Source organism: Microvirga yunnanensis (assembly GCF_025460875.1).
On record NZ_JAMXFI010000161.1, the window covers coordinates 1 to 18,634 of the forward strand.

The following is an 18,634-nucleotide window of genomic DNA, read 5'->3' on the forward strand; positions in this document are numbered from 1 at the left end:
CCGGTGTTTGACCCCAGCGTTCACAATCAACCCGTAGCATGAGACCGACCGTATCCGAGGAAAGTGCCTCAGATGGGAACGCCCACCGCCAATCCAAGCCCCAAAAACCATGGTTCTCAAACTGGACGCGGTTTACTTCCAGATGAAGCAGGGGAAGGCTCCTGATGTAGGACCAGGTAAAGCCAGCTATCGTTCCCGTCCCTGGAGGTGCGGCAACTCCTCTTGGCTTGGATCTGGAGCACCACCCCCCACCCGCTCCTCATCCAGGTGGGGAGAGACCGGAAAGCTCAGATCTCGGCCTCTCCCTCGCCAAGCATCCGCCAGTATTCACGTATCGGCCGAGGCCTGCTTCAGGGACGGATTTACGGCATAGCCGGCCCGGCGTTCCATAAGCCGCTACGAACACTTCCAGTCACGTTCCATACTGAGGCTTATGCGACAGCGCGGGCAGGTTTTCACCCGAGCACGCGAGCCGTCCGGTGCAACCATGGAAAAAGGGCCGCGCCCAGTCTTGTGACTGTGTGCGACCCTCCCGGCCTGTAGTTGCCCCCCACGGGAAGGAAGTCCGTATATCGACCTCATCTGAGGCGCACAACAAGTACTTAAACTTACATTGGAACAATAAGCCTATAATGGCGGAGAACGAACAGCGTATTTCTTCGCTCATCTGTCGTATACCCGACTGACAGGGAAGGTTGGGCCGAGCACATGGACTATACCGACTTGTCAATTTTGCCCCTACGGGTCGGACCTCAGAGCGCCCCTCACACGAGAGGGCGCTTTCTTTTTGCTAAGACGAGATATTCAGGACGAGCGGCCTCACAGGTCGCAGCTGTCCCGCCTCGCCTGCGTCAGTTCCATACTGGGTGTAATGCTATGCGAAATCGCGCGGCGGGTTTTCACGCGCGAGGCAAAAAGGGCCGCGCCCGGTCTTGTCACCATGTTCGCGACCCTTTGAACCGTAGTTGTTCCTACGAGTGGGGGTCGTATACCGTCCTCCAATTGAGGGTGCAATAAGCACAACTACGTAATTCTGAACTATACCATGTCAGAGTATCGCACTCAGGACTAACATAGAGCAATGACAGGACATGCTTTGTCGGAGTAAGGCGCGTTCAACGGATTTGTCGGTTGCCCCAACAAGTCCGAAAATTTAAAGCGCTCTCTTCGGATGGGCGCTTTTTTCTTGCCTGATCGATCTTTCTATTTGCGTTCCATACTGAGGCTTATGCAAATTGGGCAGGCATTCGTCAGCTATTTTGCTCGACCTTCCAAGCGCCTCTCAGGGTGACGCTGTTGAGCAGCGTTCCCTGCTCGTGGCCGAGTGTGAAGTTGGACGACTTCACATGCTGAGCGCGCCAGCTCCCCAGAGGCGGGTTGACCAAAGACGAAGGCCTTATTCTCTGAAAATAATCTCAAGTAGTCACGCAGGTCTGATTGCTTATCCATATGAACCATCCAAATGAAATGCTCAGATAAATTTTGAATTAAACATGACAACAGAGTTATCATGGCATTCAGATACTGAAACGTGACTTATTTTTGGCGACTAAGATCAATCATGTGGTTTGCAATCAGTCATCGGTTCCGTCCGCGCCTTCCGAGGCTGACAGGCCAGTCCCCGCCAGCCGGGCGCATCAGTCATCGCCGCTAGGTCGCTTTTGCCGCGTTCCATACTGACAATTATGCGAGTCCACGCGCCCCTTGATCCGCAGGATCAGAAGCTCAAAAGAGCCCTGCACATTTCTGGCACAATCGGCTAAACCGCTCGCCATGACACCCAAGGTCTTCTTCCGCTCGGTCGCATGGCTGCTGGTCCTGGCTATTGCGGTCTTCACCCTTGCGCCGATCCAGTTCCGGCCCGTGACGACAGCTCCCGTCAGCCTGGAGAGGTCTGCGGCCTTTATGGCCATCGGCGCTGCGTTCTGCCTCGGCTACCCGAAACACCGCCTCCCCATCCTCGTGCTGCTGATCGGGGTCGCTGGGCTTCTTGAACTCGCCCAGAACTATGTTCCAGGCCGCCATGGTCGCCTGCCAGACGGCCTTGTGAAGGCGTCAGGCGCTCTCCTCGGAGCCGCTTTCGCCGCCTTCATCAGCCGCTGTGGTGGGCTTCTCCGCGAAACCGGAACGGGTGAGAAACGCTAGTTCGGTTTGGCCTGAGGGGTACGCCCTGAGAGGACCATGGGATCTTGCCCGTTGGCATCTGGTCCATCTGGCATAATCAGCACAGAAACGGCGTTTCCTTGGGAGGCTAGGGCGTCTGCGGCGCTGAAGGCGGAATCTTCAGCTTCCTTACGCGTGGGATATGAGATCTGGGTCCGATCCCCGTATGTGACCAACCACTCATTTTGAGTTTGGAACACAACAAAGCGCTCGGTGTGCGTTGAGAGCATTGTCGCCTCTCCTTGAGGTGAGCAGATGCAATTCTAGCGTCACAATCAGACAAGCCGCTGACCTATCGGGAGAGCCCGTCGACTACTCAGAGCAAGGGGCTATCCCGAAGGATAGTGATCCTCCGTCAATGGCGAATGGCCCCAAGCTGGCTTCCGGTTCCATACTGGGCGTTATGCGAAATTCGCGGATGATCAGCTCAATCGCGAAGAAGCGGTTTCCATACCCTGATCTGCCGATCAGAGCAGAAGCGCGGCGGATCGCCAAAGATCCGCCAGTAGCCGACCCCTGCCGCAGGATTGCTGGCCCAGTACCCCACGCTCAGCGGAAGAACGGGCGGAGCATCGTCCTCGGTTAGCCAGAGGATCACAGGCGTGCCATCCCGCGGCGCAGCACTGACCGGAGACCAGCCCCTCTCGTCATGTTTCTCCGACATGGTGGATTGACGTTCACTGGGCTACTGCGACGTTTGTGTGTCTGCTGCGGATCTGACTATCACGCGACGTTTCTCACCAAGACATTTTCCTGCCACGTTGCTGGTTGGCAGACGGAATTGATTTGACGAATATTACCAAGACTCGTGTGATCTACCCTGCGGTCCGTCCGTGCGTGTCAGAGACAGCGCAAGACCAGGATTGATGCGCGGTTCTGGCCCCTGATGCGGCTCGCAGGAACGAGGGCGAACGCTGGATACGGTGTTTCAGGTTCGTGTCCAGGCTCCCCTCGAACAGGAGGATCACGCTATGGCACGGCTCGTTGGAGGTCGCGGACACCAGACCCTGACCGGAACAGACGCTGAGAGCAACACCCTCTACGGCGATACGGACATCACAGTGTATTTCTACAGGGGCGGGAGCGACACCCTCCTGGGCGGGGCGAACTCTCCTGGCAACCTTCTCATCGGCGATGTTGGTGGCTCGATGTACTTCTCCAAGGGTGGGCGCGACGCCCTCACGGGCGGACACACCTCTACCAACACCCTCTTTGGCGATGCCGGTGGCTCGATGACCTCCTCCAAGGGCGGGAACGACACCCTCACGGGAGGCTCGATCTCCGCTAATGATCTCTACGGTGATGCTGCGGCTATGAACCTGTCCAAGGGCGGTAACGACAGCGTCACGGGTGGCGGGGGGTCTACCAATATCCTCTACGGTGATGCAGGCACAATGACAGCCTCCGTCGGCGGGAACGACACCCTCAGCGGTATTGTCGGGGCTATCCCGCAGAATACCAATCTCTTCTTCGGCGATGCCCGAGTCATGACCTCCTCTTTGGGCGGGCGCGACACTCTTACTGGTGTATCGGGGGGCAGCCGCGTCACCAACCAACTCTACGGGGATGCCGAGACCATGGCCTCCTCCAAGGGTGGCAACGACACCCTCACAGGCGGGGCGAACGCTCGCTCGAACACTCTCCACGGTGATGCCCACACCATGACCTCGTCCTCCGTCGGCGGGAACGACACCCTCACGGGGGCGAGTTCTTTGTTGGGCAACACCCTCATTGGCGATGCCAGCTTCGGCGGAGACGGTGTCAGGGGCGGCGATGACCGCCTCGTCAGCGCCGGGAGCACAAGCGATCAGATGTGGGGCGACTTCCAAGAGGGAGTTGCCACGGGCGGTAATGATACATTTGTGTTCAACTTTGGCAACGGAACCGATTTCATCCACGACTTCCGCAAGGGTGAGGACCGGATCGAACTGGACGGCATCAGCGAGCTCCTCTCGTTCGAGGCTTTGAACATCCAGACGGTGGACACCAACAATGATAGTGTGGTCGATAGCAGTCTTATCAACTTCGGCGATAGCAACAGCGTGACTGTCTTCAATGTCACCAACCTGAGCGGATCCGACTTCGACTTCATCGCCTGAGCAGGATAGCCCATGGACCCCGCCTGCAACCACACTCAGGCCGTTCCTGGTCTGCATATCGGGAGCGGTTCCATACCGGGTGTTCTGCGAGTTACACGCACCATGGAGCTAGCAGCATCTCGCCTAGCCTCTGCTCTTCAGGCGGTGCTGAGCCTAGGCCGGATTAAGCGCCGGTGGATTGTTGCGGCTTCTGGTTGCCGAGGGGCTCATGCGGCGAAAGCACCATCCAATTTTGATAGACACCTCGGCCTTCGGAGCAGAGTAGCCAACGATCATCGTCGGCCATGTCCCGCAGGAGCGGTATGGACGTTGGATCGCGAGGGCCAGTCTCAATATAGCTAATGTCAAAATAGGTCTGTGCGTCAGATACGAGCCTCTGAAGCAGGCTATCCCCATTCTCGACCATATTATTGTGTAATTCGATTATTATCCTTGATTTAGATAGCTTCCCCAGCAGTTCTTTGCTGAATATGTCGAACTCGCCGCCTTCGATATCGCAGAGAACAACTGCATCGGACAAATCAACCCCAGCCCGCTCCAGTTCTGCTATGGAATTTACATCGGCTGTCCCTAGTGCCGTAATCCGATCTTCCACGTTGTTAAGGCGTGCTAGTGCAAGTAACGACTCGCGGGTGACGGGATCGCGTTCAAAACAGACTGAGCGCGTGTAAACGCCAGCCGCCACAAGACCAACGCCGAAGTATCCATCAGCTGCGCCAATATCGATGAGGGTTGAGCCATGGGCGCTGAATGCGTTTAGTTGCTCCATCACCGGAGCCTCATACAGACCAAGGAGCATCGGTCCTCGATCAGCCCGACCCCAAGTGGAATCGGGACTAAGGCGAACTCCCTTCATCGGACCGGCTTGTACAACTCCGGAAAAGCGATTTTGAAGCTCACTGCCGAGACGGCAACGTCGAGCAAAGACTGGGTCTACATAGAATCGAGAAAACGTTACCTTGCCTAGATAACGAAATATTTGGGCAGTGAAGGCCAACCCGCCTCGAGCCTTCAAGTAGCGTTTGGCACGGTATGCAAGTGTCATAGCGTTAAATCACCATTGGAGGATATGGTTAACAGGCGACCTCAAAGATACAACAGGTCTGCAATGGAGGCGCTCCTGTTCATGACCCGAGACCAGACACGGGCGAGGGCCTGCCGGATCACTTCCGCCGTGCAGGTGCAGCGGGTGCTGGAGCAGGTTTAAGCCGCTTCCTCTATGTTTTCTGGAGGGCGAGAGGGTTGAATACCGTGCTGCTGCTTTCGCTCCTCGTGCTCCACGAAGGCCAGCAGCAGGCCCGCTAGGAGAGCCAAGAAGCTTCCACCGATGGCGCACTGACAAGTGCCAGGAATGCTCCGCAAGGCCAGAGCAAAGCAAAAGTAACAGAACTGCCTATTAGGGCAGCGGGAAGAATCAGCTCCATCTTTGGATTCCCGGCAATTATGGTCAAGCTTAGGGTGATATGAAATATTGCGCTTAGTCTTCTTATGGCGCCACAGTAGGGCGATTGGTTAATGTTATGCAACGACCTTTGTTAGACTGACTGATATATTGAATATATTCCCTATTGCGGACTAAGGTCGGCTCCCAATTTTTTGCCTCTACGGGTCCGATACCTTAGAGCGCCTTCCTTGGAAGGCGCTTTTTCTTTGCCGATTTGTCCTTCTGCTTATATTCCATACTGGCGCTTATGCGAAATTGCTGGGCGCATTCTCATGCGAGGACGGCGGGCGCAAAAACGCCCCAGCCGGAAGGTGTCCTATACCTCCGGCCAGGGCGTCTGTGGCTGGATGGGGGTCCGCCACATCCCAAAGGCTAAACGGTTCCGGCTGCTCCACAATGGAGCAAACGAGAGAGCCCCTATTCCTAATGGGATAGGCTCCGGATTCGGTTAGCTCAGAAACGGCAACGCCCCAGCCAAGAGGGTAGAACTCTCAGCCAGGGCGTCTTCCATGCTTGGAGGCTATGGACCGGTCGTCTGATGCGGGGCACGACCGGTGCACCCATTCTGGCCCGACCCAGGTAAACAATCCGTCACAGATCTCGGTAGGCGCAGCGTTAAGCAGCAGTGTCCTGCTGCTATTTTTCCCCATTCGGGCCGCGGTTGCACAGCCATAGGAGCACACACGGCCCGCCCAGGACTGTTCCCATCATCATTGTGATTGCGGTTAAAGCCATCGTCTCTTCTGAAGCCATTTCACCCTCCACGACTCACGAGCTACGCTGCACGCCGGGCTCTCGGGGGGATAGACGTGCCGTGCAACGAGGATAGTTTGCGGAACCAGCGGGTTATCGTTGACTGACATAGGCGCCCTCCAGAATCGTCTGCATCGATAATGATGCCGGAAGCGCCGCTGCTCCGGTGTGGCTCAGAAGAACTACTCCTCACAAAGCCTGATATCCGCGGAGCCGCTTCGCCTGGGCGATAGTCTCGTGCGCCTCTAAGGCGGGGTTGACCATGGATGATGCATCTTCATCCCCAATGGAATATCCCTTTTGATCCCTCGCGCCCTGCAAGGACAGCTGGCTTAATTATTTAGGTTCGCGGGGGGCGGCCATGAATTGGGCGGAAGACGCATCGGACTGGTGGTGTCAGTTGTTCGGCTATTACAGCTGCTATGAGCCAACATCGCGTGATGGTCTCGTGATGGGAGGCTCGGCCTGCCTGCTGGTCATATGCGCCGCAATGGTGGTCATCCACTTCGACTCAAAGCTGGTGGGCTCCTAGCCGGGGACGCGCCTGATATGCATCACTTGATCGACCTTGCATGGACCTGGGGCACAAGGGCCGAGAACCGGTTCATGGTCTTTCTGCTGCTGTGCGGCTTGATGGCGGGGCTCATCCTTGCGGTCACAAGCATCTACGATGCCTGGAAGGCGGATCTGCCGGGAACGGCTGCCGAAGATGGTCACAGGGAATGAAACGAGCCATCAAAAGCCTGTTCAGCCTTCAGACACTCATACTTAGGATCACAACAACCTTCGGCGACAGGAAACCACTATTACGTTCTTGGTTTTGAGCTACCTAGCCGGGGCCTGCACCCTCGGCTGCATCAGTCTGGTGACAAGCCGCGCTTCCGATGTGAAGTTCAGTCCGTGGCTGTTTCTGCTCGCTCATGCCCTCTGGCCGATTTCGTTTCTGCTGGTAATCCTTGTGGCGCGGTGGCACGCAAGGTCCAAGGGAGGGTAGCTCGGATCCGTGCCGGATCGCGCCGAACAGGTCGCGCCCGATCATCAGCGAGTAGAAGCGCCGGATCCTCTGCTCAGTGCGATCCAGCGCAGGGCAAGATGGAACTTGATAGGGAAACGCTCGTCATCCATCACGATCCTAGCTCGTTATCATCTGCCAAGCTCCCCGACTATGAAGGAGGTCACGATGGATGACTTCGGCGGATATCTACCGTGGCTCCTGCTTGCGCTGGGCGGCGCGATATCTGCCACGCTGTTACTGTATGGGCTTGGATATATCCCGTAGACTTCAAAGAACCCAGGTCTGTCGAATGCCATGCACTGGGTTGATCCAGTGAAGCACCAGGTGGTGCTTGATCGGGGAGCACAGCCCGTCTGGCCTAGCGGTCATGGGCCCGCCCGGGGCGGGCTCTGCACGGCCTTTTCGAGCGCCGTGATCCGGTCCTGCAGAGCATCGATCGCGTTCAGCGTGTAGATCAGGCTGCCGATCGCAAGGATCATGGCAGCACCGGAGGCAATCAGCGTGCCAACCTCCACGGTTTTGCGCTGTCCTTGCGCGCGAAGAAGAGCCTTCTTCAGGTACCGCTCGAAAATCACGTAGAGGAAGAGCCCGCCGACGATGGTCGAGATCAGCATCATAACCTTCATCTCCCCCATCCGTCGTTTCGCACCGACGGTCCCTCAACCGCCTCGACTTTTCCCGAGACGCTGCAACAACTGGCCCAAAGTGCTTCCGCACACAAGCGCAGCTGCCTTCCAGGTGATCACGTACCTGAGCCACGGCCAAGGCGCGGCCGTCAAGAGATGGAGACCTTCATGTTGTCCGACGAATGAGTGGCCTACGCGGATTAGCGCCTGCTGCCGCGGGCTCTCCTGCGTCCCGATGTGCGATGGGGCGGCTTGGGAAAGACCAGCCGAACCCGGACGGTTCGCCTTGCTGCCAAGCGGTCAAGGCGGTCTTTGACGATCTCGGCAGTCTCAGGGTTAATGCCCCGGATCTGGTCGAGCAACGGAACCAAGGCCTTGAGTTGCGTGAGGCTGGTGATATGTGCGTCCTCTAGGGCTTTCCAGGCACTCACCGGCAGGAGCAAGCCGCCGAATGGATTGTCATGGTTCTGAGAGCGGCCTTGTGGCATCGCAGTCGCATCCGGGATTTGGGCGAGACTAACTTTGGCGGTTGGTGCTGTCCTGATCGGCACACAGCTTCCTGAAGGTTCACGGCGGGCGAGGGTTTATCGATGGCGCTTACTCGACGGCCTGGAAGGAGTTCTGTCTATTCTCTCACGCACCGGATCGATGTAGTCTGCCACGCCGAGAAAGGCCACGGCTGCAAGCAGTAGAGATCCAATTGCGATTACCAACACCGAAAGACCGTCCATCGTAACTGCCCCCAGCCTCAATAAGACTATCGTCCTTCCGCGGGATCAGAATCAACGCATCTGCCGGAGTACTCCGTTTGTCATGAGAGCCCAATCCCGTCGGGGGCAGATGTCGTGTTGCGAGTTGGCCTGCAGAAGAACTGCCCTGCTGCGAGGCGTGCTCGGTGATGACTGTCGCTGTGTAGGAGATGGTAGCACGCAGCCTCATCGACAATTGAACCCCAACCTCAGGGAAAGTAGAACGTCATTTTCCTGCCAAGGTTTGCTGGCCAAGGTCCACCTCATTGAAGTTCTGAGTAGCGATATCTCACCAATTTTATAGCCCCGCTGACTCAGGCTGGCGGGGCTTTTACTTCAGGCCACCACAAGATGTGGCTCCAACTCCCCGCCCTTAGTTCGCGTTGAATACGAGGCTGTATGCCCAATCGCCAACGAAGGACGGGATGCCTAAGACCGTGCCCTGCAATAGGCCCTCTATTGCCTTCCCCCCTTACGCCATATCCTCGGCGGACGGATCGTCGACATCACCCTCTTCGACCACGAGGGAGAGGGACATTCGCACAACAACCGCCCCAGCCTCATCCCTGACACTGACTACAAAGCTTCGGTAATTGCCGTCAGGGAGCGCCTCTTTCGCCATCTCCGGTAAGGCCTCCTTTGCCTTGAGTTTGGCAGCCTGTAGATCGTCAAACTCGAGCCCGGTTTCATCAGGCAGGAAGCGTTCCCCGTCATAGGTGTCGAAGAAGTAGCGCGGCATTGATCGCCCCTCAGTAGCCTTTGGCTATCAATGGCGAGCCGCACCCTTTGTTCATCCTCTTCGGCTGTAAGCCTAGCTATGACCTACGCTCACGACGTACCTAAAGGAGTACCTCGTCGGAGCTAAAGCTCGGTATTCCTAAATAGGATAATCTGCCCCGTGAACATAGGAGACTTGCATGACACAAGAGCAAGTCGAGCGCGTCGCGCGAGCGTTCTACGAGGTCGAATTTTCCACCTCTTGGGAGGACGCCGGAGAAGCCATCCAAGACCGTTTCAGAGGCCTTGCTCGTACGGCAATCGCCACTCTCAACTATCAGATCTTTCAGTGTCGTCGGTCGGTTGTTCAGTCAGCCGCATGACGCACAGTCTGGCCCCTCATCCCGAGGCTGCCTTACACAGACGATCAGAGCAAAGCAATCCCGCTGTGCCGGAAAAAGCCTCCTCTGCAACAGGGCAGCCATGGACTACCGACCCGCCGAGACGGATATGGCGCTCGATCAGAAGCGACAGGGGTTAGCAGACCGCTTGGCTCGGGAAACCCGAGTTGGCTGGCCCACTCTGGCTGCCATTCTCATCCTCATCGTCGTGGGCGCAGCGATCGTCGCTTATCTCTTAGTCGATACGGTCGCTGGGCCCTAACAGCCCCTCAGCAGGCGGATCCGTCAGCGCTGCAGTCGGGTCCATACCGGTCGAGGAAGCGGCCCACATAGCATCCTTCGGCTGGAACCATCCTGTGTGGTAAAATGGGCCAGAGAACGAGGAGGTCGATATGCGGGTGAACCGCCATCAACCTTGCCTCATGGTTCCGTGCCGCCAGTCGGCAGGCTCAGTCATAAGACCGGGATCCTCTGGTCTTCGTGCGCTGGTCATCGCTGCCCTTGTTCTTCTGGCGCCCCCAGCGGGCGGCCAGACCCGCGACCCGCAGCAAGCTGCTTTGGACGACTTCGTGGCGGCCAGGATGCTGGGTACCAAGTGCCCGTCCTGGCAAATCAATTTGGCCGAGGTTCGGACGCGATTTGCTCAACACAACCTTCAGCCCGCTGACTGGCAAGAGGGCGGGCGTCATGCCAACTTCTTCGACGAGCGCCTATCCTACTATGGCAGCCTTCTCTCGCGAATGTCTGAGACACAGGCTTGCGCGGCGGCCGAGGAGGCCTTTGGTCCAATCGGGCGCGTCAGGAGAGGTTGGATGAAACGGCAGTGAAGGGCAGCATGGTTCTTATTCTTGGCACCAAGCCTGCATTGCATCTCGATTATTCCTCGGTCGCTTTATAGTTGCATAGCCCTATGAGCACCCAAGGTCCGCCTAGGAGGATCGCGGCCATCAATGAAATGGCTGTCAGAACTATTGCATCCTCTGTCGTCATTCCTTGCTCCGCGATCTATGCATTCGGTCAATTGGTGGCCAGCGTGCTCGAAGTCGTGGGCGATAACGATCGATGTATGCAGAAGTTGTTTGGCAGCCTCTGCGAAGCGCCGGTTCAAAGGAGGTAGAAGCCCTGCCTCTTGCCGCAGATTAAGCCCGTCCAGCGCCAGTTGGCGTTGATCGGAGACTCGTCGGCATAGGACCGCACAACCGCTCTCAGAACGAGCGGTTCTTCCCTGTAGGGCGGTTTCGATAGATCTGCTGCATCTTCTGCGAGCCCTCCTCGCGGGCCTTGTTAGCGAGTTCCTTCTGCACCTCATGCAGGCGCCCATGCTGTCGATCACACTGGGCGCACTGCACCATGCCTGCAGCCTCGATCTTGGGCGGCAGGATGGCTTGTCCGGCTCCGCATTTCGGGCATGTGTAAGCAATCGTGATGGGTGCCGTCATGGGTTAGCCGTCCCCTTATTCTTTCGCGACTTCGGGATTTGGCTCAGTCGGGCCCGTCAAGCGCCTTGGCTCCGCCAAATGCGAGGCAGGGGCCGCCAGCCGACGATGTGCCGATCGAAGTAGGTCTGGTTGCCGTAGCGCGCCCCGAAGACACGCCAGTAGCTCCTTCTGGTGATGTCGTCGGTCTCTCAGGCTCCGACCGTCACCGGATAAACAGGCGGTGCCTCCCTGTCCTCAATCCAGAGGATCACAGGGGTTTCGTCGCGCGGCGCGAGCCTGACTGGATACCAGTCGTCCATGATAATCCTCTCCTGGATCGAAACTCTAACTCCATCCTCCCTCAACCGATCTCAGCTTTTCCCGAGACGCTGCAACAACTGGCCCAAAGTGCTTCCGCACACAAGCGCAGTTGCCTTCCGGGTGATCACGTACCTGCCCATCGGCCAAGGCGCGCCAGCCGGGCTGCTGATGGTAGCGTTTAAACGCAAGCCGCAGGAAGCCATCCAGGCGCAGTTTCCTGCTGCTAGCAACGATCCTGCCGGTAGGCGCCAAGCGCCTGTCAGCGACGGACCAAGCGATCTGACGAGCGGGTTTGCTGATCAATCTCTGTAATCAGTGATTGCTTCTGAGGTACCTCTGCGACTGCGCCTTGTCCCACATGTCCCACACGGCCCGCCTGTCCGTGTCCCAAGTGTCCCGCCCCTAGGGACGCTGGGACAGTGGGACAAATGGGATGAAGCCATGAGCAGCGCGTCCGTTCGCAGACGTGGACGCCTTCAGGCATGGGAAGACGATGTGCCGGCAAATGAGGACCAGGATCACCGCCTACAGGCCTTGTCCCACTGTCCCACTCTCTAAGGATGCGGGACAGTGGGACAGATCTCAATGCCGCTCCTTCACAGTCTGCCCTCAGCGCGTAATTTCTCCTGTAACCGATTGACCTTGGACTTGCTGATGTTCAGCTCGGTAGCGATATCGCGGACTGTCCCACCTCCGTGAGACAGTCGTTCGACCTCGTCCATCTCCCGGTCCCGCAGGGTCATGCAGGTCCAGAAGTCCCGGCCATTGATTACCTGAAGCTTGGCCTCGAAGGGTAGAGCGTCGTCCCCGGCGATCCCGCGCGCCTTCGTGAGATGCACCTCGAACCGTGCGCCTTCTTCTGGATCGTAGTCTTCGGGACGCTTGAGATTGATGACTGTGTCGAGCACGTCCTCGCGCTTCGAGGTGCCGCGCGCTTCTCCGCCTCGACCCGCGTGATGCACTAGGAGAACGGCCACACCTCGCCGCCGCAGCTGGAGGAGCCAGGTTTGCACTGTGTCCCAGCTCTCCGCATCGTTTTCGCGCCCACCGTTCACAAGCGTGGACAGATTATCGAGCACCAGCAGTTCGGCACCGGCGAGCTTGCCCTCAATGGCGGTCTGGTGCTCGGGACGGGCAAGGTTCAGGGAGGTTCCGAGATCCTGGAAGTCCATCGCGAGCAACTGGAAATAGCACTTGTCCGGCGGATGGTAGTCCGAGGCCGCCATGAGGGCGTGCGCCCGCTCATGCATCAATTCGGCGGGCATTTCGCCATCGACGTACAGGACGCGGCGCGGCTTCGGTGCTCGCCAGCGTAGGAACTCGCCGCCGGACGCGACTGCGTACGCGAGCCCCATGCCGACGCGAGTCTTGCCGATGCCGCGTCCCGCGTACAACATGGCGAGGCTTCGCGCGGGCATGATGGGGGACAGGACATATTCGCGCTTGGGAAGGTTGAGGCGCACGAACTCGCTCAGCGATATCGTGGTGAGGCGGATGAATCCGTCGTGGGCGTTCTCGCCTCGGCGCTCCTGATCGCCGTTCGCGAGACCCGGCTTCAGGTGCTCGACGGTGTAGAGGTTCGGATCGGGATCAAGCATTGTGCGCTCCCGCAAAGAAGAGGTCGTTCAGATCCGCACGGGGAGCCGACGGAGTGATCAGAAAGGCTTCAGCTCCGGAGGTTTGCCAGCGCAGTGCGGTTGAGCGTGCCGCTCGGATGCCGGTCTCGTCGTGGTCGACCGCGAGCCAGAGGCTCTCAACCCCCGAGAGGATCGGGAGCGTCTCGACGCTACCGGCGGAGATCAGCGACCAGACAGGAGAACACCCAAACTCGGGCAGGTTGCGCAGGCTCAGAGCACTCTCGACGCCCTCGCCAATGCCGAGACAGAGCGTCACATTCTCATCGGGCGTAACCTTGATGGCTCCGCCTGCAATCGGCCCGAGCGCCAACCGATCCTTGCCGTTGATCGTGGCCTTGTGGCCGTCCTGGGTAAGTGCTGTGCGGTGTATCGCCTTGGACTCGTTCGTTACCACGTCCCGCACAAGGCAGATCATGGCGGGCGTCCGCTCGCCAGCGAATGGGCAGGCCGGGTGAAACCGGATCGCCTCACCAGTCGCCTCATCAGGCAGGGCGAGCCCACGCCGGTTGAGATACGCCTCAATCGGTGTTTCGCGTGGATCACGAGCCTCGTCCCAGATGCCGAGAGCCTGGGCCGTACGCTCAGCATTGTCAGGACTTGCGGCAGGAGCAGCGGAGGAGAGGGCCAGTCGCGCCTTCCCGTCGGATGCCAGTCTGAGCCGCTCCTTCACGTAGTCGCGGATCGGCAGGGGATCGTCACCAGCAAAGGAGTGGATGACGAATCCGCCGGGAGCCTTGGGATCGAAGCAGAGGGAGGCTGAGCGATCCTGCCGTGAGTGACCTGGCGGAGCGAAGAGGATCTGCTGCCCGACAACATCGCCGCCGAGGGCTAGGGCAGCCGAGCGAAGATCGAGGCTGCTCATGACAAGCTCCAGCTCTTCGAAGCATGGAGAGCGTCAGCCTCTTTGTAGCCGCCGAGGCCTTCCTGCCACCGCTCGCCCATGCGGAGGGTGCATTTCTCGATGACCGCCGCGATGGCATCGCCGAGGGTGATCCAGTCCCCGAGGTCATCAGGAGCCTCCGGGATCATAGAGATGCGGAGTTCCTCAGCCATGGCGCACCTCCGGCGCGAGGCCGAGCAGCTCGACAATGACCGATGATTGGGCGGTGCTGATGCGACAGCGGTGGGCGATCCGATGCACGGCGTACGAGACAGGGAATTCGGCCAAATCGGAGTAGTGTACAGCGTTAGGGTGGGAGGCGAGACAAGCGGCTGGCTTGCGGGTGCAACCCGTCATGGTGTAGGAAGACATTGCAATATTTCCTTTAGACCCCGCCGGACCCCTCGTTCGCGCGGGGTTCCTTTTGTGGTCGGCCTGCAAAGAGTTGATGGTGATCAAGCGGCAGAGCGCGCTTCTAACCACTCCAAAAGATCCCCGAGCTTCCAGCCAATCCGCCTCGCACTCAGCCTTACCGCCTCGGGTATCTGCCTCTCCCGATGAAGCCTTCTGACGCTGGGGACGCTGAGAGATAAAAAAGCCGCCGTCTCTTTAACGTCGAGAATCCGATGGCGGGCGACATCGAGAGGGAAAGCTCCGAGGCTGACGTACGGCTGCAAACGAGCATCCGTTCTGGAATCAGAGATTTTTGGAGAAGCGATAGGTTCTCTCATGGCGTGTACATCCTTCTAAGAAAAGGGTGTCGCCGTTCTTCCGGCAGCTGTCGCTTTCGCCGTGACCGTATCATCACCTGATCTCTTCTTACCACAGGTCGCGATAAGGAAATATCAATAATATGTGATTCATTTTGTCAGAACGTAAGTAATGTTCGGGAAAATCGAACATTTCGTACGTAAAAACCACTAGCGACTTTGCATAAATACTTACGAGCCAGATACAATGAATTATCTTGGTTTGTCAGTCATTTGAGCTGAGCTCAGCCGACCTAGAGCTGCTCGGAACAAGCGAGTGGCGCGCTCGCTTTTAGCGAATGATATTTCGGGTTTACCGAACATGATGGCGCTATAACTTCCACAGTGCCCGATTGCCGCAGCAATCGTGGTGCGCAGCGCAGCCGGCAGGACTTGCCGGATGCCAGGGGCGCCCTGACGACGGAGGCTTACGTCCAATGAGGCTGATCGTCTTTCACTAGAGAAGCGACATGGTCCGCCCAGCGGTCGAGCGCCTCGCGCTTTTCCTTGGCGTACGTGGCGCGGTTATAAACGCCAGCGACACCCGCCTTGTGGCCGGAGACGTGATTGAGGACGGCCTCGATGACGTGGGGGAGGGTGCCCAAGTCGGCCATGCGCGTGGCCGCAGTGCGCCTGAGATCGTGTAAGCGCCAATCCGCGACGGGCGTGTCTGCCTCCTTCAGCCGTTTATCAAGAGCTGCCTTGGCGCTGCTCCAGCCGGAAAACGGGCGGTTCTCGTAGCCGAATAAGACCATGTGGTTGCTGGCTGCCATAGCCGTAGTGATGATAGCCACCGCGGGAGCTGACAGCGGCACCTCATGGGCGCAGCCGTTCTTAGTTCGATGTGGCGGCAGGCTCCACCACGCTTTTTCCAGGTTGATCTCGCTGCGGCGCAAGCCGCCGACCTCATCCCGCCGCTGCCCCGTCAGCATGAGGAGGCGGACAATGGCTCCGAAGTTGTCATCCGGACAGGCTCGCCAAATTGCCACGAGCTCGTCGTTGCTCAGCACGCGCTCGCGGGATTTCTCCTCCATCGCTTGGTTCGTGGCGGTGACAGGGTTCGCATCCACCAGCCCCTCACGCATGGCCCAGCCGAAGAAGGTCGAGAGCGACTGGCGGGCACGATTCGCCGTTACCGGTCCATGATCCCGCGCGATCTCAGCGAGACGGACGGCGACCATTGCCCGCTTTACGCGGCTGATAGAAATTTCGTGAAGCGGAGCCCAGAGCTGGTTAAGGTAGCGCATGGTTGCCTTGAAACTGCGATCGCGCTGCCGCTGAGCCGCAACGTCGAGATAGCGCTTAACGACCATGCCCATGGTGAGGGACGCACGGGCCCGTGCCTCAGCCTTTTCGATCTGCGGATCGCTCCCGAGTTGCGCTCGCGCGAGGGCATCCTTCGCCGCTTGCCGAGCCCGGTCAGGATCGAGGGCTTCGACAGTCCCGAGGGTGATCCTGCGCTGTTTCGTGCCGATGCGGTACTGGACGATCCAGGTTCGCTTGCCCCCGGCCCTGATGCGCACTCCGAAGCCTTTCAGGCTGTCGTCGAAGAAGATGGCTTCAGCCCTCCCGGCGGGCAGTTCGAGCCTGGCGACATTCGGCTTGGTGAGGCGCATCGCACCCTCCGTGGGAAGCAGATGGGAAGCAACTTCCTGCTTCCCATTGATTACTTCCGGTCACATTGGACAGATGCTAACCACAAAATCTATTGGGGAGAAAGGACTTCTGCTGCTTCCCGATCTCGTCTGATCACTTCCAGCACATGCGGCAATGGCAGATGCTGGCATGGGTCGGCTCCGACATCAGCGCGTAACGGACCGCGCCGCACTGGCAGCCGCCGGTCATCGCGGGTGCTTTGCTATCCGTCATCGGTGAACTCCTGCGTCTGTTTGTTAGAGGGGCGCCCGGAGCGGGCCTTCGTCAAGTCCCATTGGGCCGTTGCGCTTGCAGGGACCGAAGTGATCGAAGGCGGGCGACGAACGAGGCGGCATTCAGAGTCGAAAGCCATCGAACCGCACGAGCCCGCCCTACGGATGGATTGGTGCGCCGGAACTCCGCCCCTGTAGGGATGCGGTCGCCCTTGCAGGATCACAGCGTCCGATCGCAGCCCTCGACGAAAAGGCCCAGCATCTCTCCGCCTCGATCCTGGATCGGGCGATAGACCAGGTCGATCCGGCGCTCCTCCAACGGACCCCGAGGCACCATCTGCAGGCTGATCGGCAGGAGCTCGCCGACGAAGGTCTGTCTTGTCCTGTAGACCCGATCAAGCAGTTCGTAATAGCCCTGGCCGGCCAGTTCCGGGAGGGCATCCCGCACGGGCATGGTAAAGAGATTCCGGTGTCCGACCAGTTTGAAATAGTCGGCATTCGCTTCATGGTAGATGTGGCTCGGGCCCTTGAGCACCGCACGGAACGTCGACCCCGGCAAGATGCTGATATGGGCGGCCTGCATCAGATAGCCGCCGGCCTGCTCGAGCGGCACCGCCACGGTCAGCGGCTCGATCATGGGCTCGGTCGTGGGCTCGGTCATGGCTTCGTATTGTTCGACTGCCGCGATCGCGACGCGAGCGTGCTCCCGGAAGCGCTCCTGGAGGAATAGGGGTTCGCTTGCCCAGCCTCGCGCGTTCTCGAGGCTCTCGTAAAAGCCCCGGGCAACGGCCTCCACCTCCTCGTCGGTCATATGCACCTCTCGCCTTAACAATGCCGCATCTAGCGCATCGTGCAGAAAAGTGGACCCGGTTTTCTGCCCCGAACGATGCGCCGCTTCAGGACGTGAGCATCGGACGTGAAAAGTGGGTCCACTTTTCGCTGACGCGGCCCTCTGGGTCACGTCCGATGCTCGAGACCGATGACACCGAACGGATCAGCAGGGCCAAGTAGATGTTCAGCGACGAATGTAAAGAGGATCAAATGCGCGTCGGCACTCGACGAAAGTATCGACGCTGCGTAAGCCAAAACCTGTTGGAAGCAGATCGGCCGAAGCGTCCGGGCATCATGCGGGCTCGATGCCTGCTATGCTTTCGGTAAGAGTGCGCTCGTCGCCCACATGGCAGCCTGGGTGCGGTTCTGTGCGCCGATCTTCTTCAGGATACCCTGGATATAGACTTTGATCGTCGCTTCCGAAAGGTTGAGGCTGATGGCAATATCCCGGTTCTTCGTCCCGTTCATCAGGAAGCGGAGGATTTCGATTTCCCGGCTCGACAGCTGCTCCTTGAGGGCGCCGCTGGCGACGAGGCCTTGGCCGCCGAGTGGAGTGGGCGGGCTCGAGGCGACCGCATTCACTGTCTTGTCCAGGACATTCCGCACGGAAGCCGAGGGAAAGTACACTTCGCCGAGCATCACCAACTCCAGTGCCTTGACCAAGACGCTTTCGTTGCTGGATGTCAGGCAGAAGCCGTCCGCGCCGTCGGCACACAGGCGCGCCAGGATGCCATCGTCGAAGGAATCCGACACGACGACGACGCGGGAGCCCGGATGCTGCGACTTCAGACTAGATCCTCGGCGCAGAGGATTTGACCGGTTGGGGGTGGCGGAGGAGGGGCAGGCCTTCAGGGGCGACCAACACCTCGATGCTTCGCGCCACCCCGGGCTGGCGGCGGATCAGGCCGGCCCGTTCCAAGGTCAGGATCATCTGGTGCACGGAAGGCGGCGTGACCTGGAAAT

At 58.9% G+C, this 18,634-nt stretch carries 17 protein-coding genes and 2 pseudogenes; 4 read left to right on the forward strand and 15 right to left on the reverse strand.

Going from position 1 to position 18,634, the window contains the following annotated elements; translation table 11 throughout:
• The first annotated feature begins 1,773 nt into the window (after positions 1–1,773).
• Positions 1,774–2,145 (forward strand): VanZ family protein, encoded by a 372-nt coding sequence (locus NF876_RS39560; RefSeq protein ID WP_262273285.1) that lies wholly within the window; start codon positions 1,774–1,776, stop codon positions 2,143–2,145.
• 989 nt (positions 2,146–3,134) lie between these two features.
• Complete coding sequence (locus NF876_RS39565) at positions 3,135–4,262, forward strand: hypothetical protein (protein WP_262273286.1); 1,128 nt, start codon at positions 3,135–3,137, stop codon at positions 4,260–4,262.
• A gap of 163 nt (positions 4,263–4,425) precedes the next feature.
• On the opposite strand, the gene NF876_RS39570 is transcribed toward NF876_RS39565, so the two are convergent.
• Positions 4,426–5,034, reverse strand: coding sequence for a class I SAM-dependent methyltransferase (locus NF876_RS39570; protein ID WP_262273287.1), 609 nt, complete (start codon positions 5,032–5,034; stop codon positions 4,426–4,428).
• 1,983 nt (positions 5,035–7,017) lie between these two features.
• On the opposite strand from NF876_RS39570, the gene NF876_RS39575 reads away from it, so the two are divergent.
• Complete coding sequence (locus NF876_RS39575) at positions 7,018–7,185, forward strand: hypothetical protein (RefSeq protein WP_262273288.1); 168 nt, start codon at positions 7,018–7,020, stop codon at positions 7,183–7,185.
• Between the two features lie 654 nt (positions 7,186–7,839).
• Here the strand turns inward: NF876_RS39575 and NF876_RS39580 are convergent.
• Positions 7,840–8,100 (reverse strand): hypothetical protein, encoded by a 261-nt coding sequence (locus tag NF876_RS39580; RefSeq protein ID WP_262273289.1) that lies wholly within the window; start codon positions 8,098–8,100, stop codon positions 7,840–7,842.
• A gap of 1,221 nt (positions 8,101–9,321) precedes the next feature.
• Entirely contained in the window at positions 9,322–9,588 is a 267-nt protein-coding gene (locus NF876_RS39585) for a DUF6894 family protein (protein ID WP_262273290.1), read from the reverse strand.
• A 461-nt stretch (positions 9,589–10,049) separates the two neighbouring features.
• On the opposite strand from NF876_RS39585, the gene NF876_RS39590 reads away from it, so the two are divergent.
• Entirely contained in the window at positions 10,050–10,229 is a 180-nt protein-coding gene (locus NF876_RS39590) for a hypothetical protein (protein WP_262273291.1), read from the forward strand.
• 187 nt (positions 10,230–10,416) lie between these two features.
• Here the strand turns inward: NF876_RS39590 and NF876_RS39595 are convergent, their stop codons facing one another.
• The 12 genes and pseudogenes from NF876_RS39595 to NF876_RS39645 form a co-directional block, all read right to left on the reverse strand.
• Positions 10,417–10,656: a hypothetical protein gene (locus tag NF876_RS39595; RefSeq protein ID WP_262273292.1), complete on the reverse strand. Its 240-nt coding sequence runs from the start codon at positions 10,654–10,656 to the stop codon at positions 10,417–10,419.
• A 516-nt stretch (positions 10,657–11,172) separates the two neighbouring features.
• Complete coding sequence (locus tag NF876_RS39600) at positions 11,173–11,406, reverse strand: hypothetical protein (RefSeq protein WP_262273293.1); 234 nt, start codon at positions 11,404–11,406, stop codon at positions 11,173–11,175.
• 896 nt (positions 11,407–12,302) lie between these two features.
• Complete coding sequence (locus NF876_RS39605) at positions 12,303–13,304, reverse strand: AAA family ATPase (protein WP_262273294.1); 1,002 nt, start codon at positions 13,302–13,304, stop codon at positions 12,303–12,305.
• Positions 13,297–14,205 carry a DUF7146 domain-containing protein gene (locus NF876_RS39610; protein ID WP_262273295.1) on the reverse strand — a complete coding sequence of 303 codons (909 nt, stop codon included), beginning with the start codon at positions 14,203–14,205 and terminating at the stop codon, positions 13,297–13,299. The genes NF876_RS39605 and NF876_RS39610 overlap by 8 nt, the downstream gene beginning before the upstream one ends.
• Positions 14,202–14,396: a hypothetical protein gene (locus NF876_RS39615; protein ID WP_262273296.1), complete on the reverse strand. Its 195-nt coding sequence runs from the start codon at positions 14,394–14,396 to the stop codon at positions 14,202–14,204. The genes NF876_RS39610 and NF876_RS39615 overlap by 4 nt, the downstream gene beginning before the upstream one ends.
• Complete coding sequence (locus NF876_RS39620; RefSeq protein WP_262273297.1) at positions 14,389–14,595, reverse strand: hypothetical protein; 207 nt, start codon at positions 14,593–14,595, stop codon at positions 14,389–14,391. Before NF876_RS39620 ends, NF876_RS39615 begins: the two co-directional genes overlap by 8 nt.
• 83 nt (positions 14,596–14,678) lie before the next feature.
• The gene (locus tag NF876_RS43745; protein WP_373696785.1) at positions 14,679–14,954 is read right to left on the reverse strand and encodes a helix-turn-helix transcriptional regulator; all 276 of its coding nucleotides are present in this window, start codon (positions 14,952–14,954) and stop codon (positions 14,679–14,681) included.
• Positions 14,955–15,400: 446 nt separating this feature from the next.
• Positions 15,401–16,588, reverse strand: a complete 1,188-nt coding sequence (locus NF876_RS39625) for a tyrosine-type recombinase/integrase (RefSeq protein ID WP_262273298.1) — start codon at positions 16,586–16,588, stop codon at positions 15,401–15,403.
• 136 nt (positions 16,589–16,724) lie between these two features.
• Positions 16,725–16,841, reverse strand: a pseudogene (locus tag NF876_RS39630) (GFA family protein); the annotation flags it as partial.
• A 219-nt stretch (positions 16,842–17,060) separates the two neighbouring features.
• Positions 17,061–17,651 carry a PAS domain-containing protein gene (locus NF876_RS39635; RefSeq protein WP_262273299.1) on the reverse strand — a complete coding sequence of 197 codons (591 nt, stop codon included), beginning with the start codon at positions 17,649–17,651 and terminating at the stop codon, positions 17,061–17,063.
• A 332-nt stretch (positions 17,652–17,983) separates the two neighbouring features.
• A complete protein-coding gene (locus NF876_RS39640) occupies positions 17,984–18,424 on the reverse strand; it encodes a response regulator transcription factor (protein ID WP_262273300.1) in 441 nt (146 codons plus the stop codon).
• Between the two features lie 37 nt (positions 18,425–18,461).
• Positions 18,462–18,634 (reverse strand): annotated as a pseudogene (locus tag NF876_RS39645) (MarR family transcriptional regulator); the annotation flags it as partial.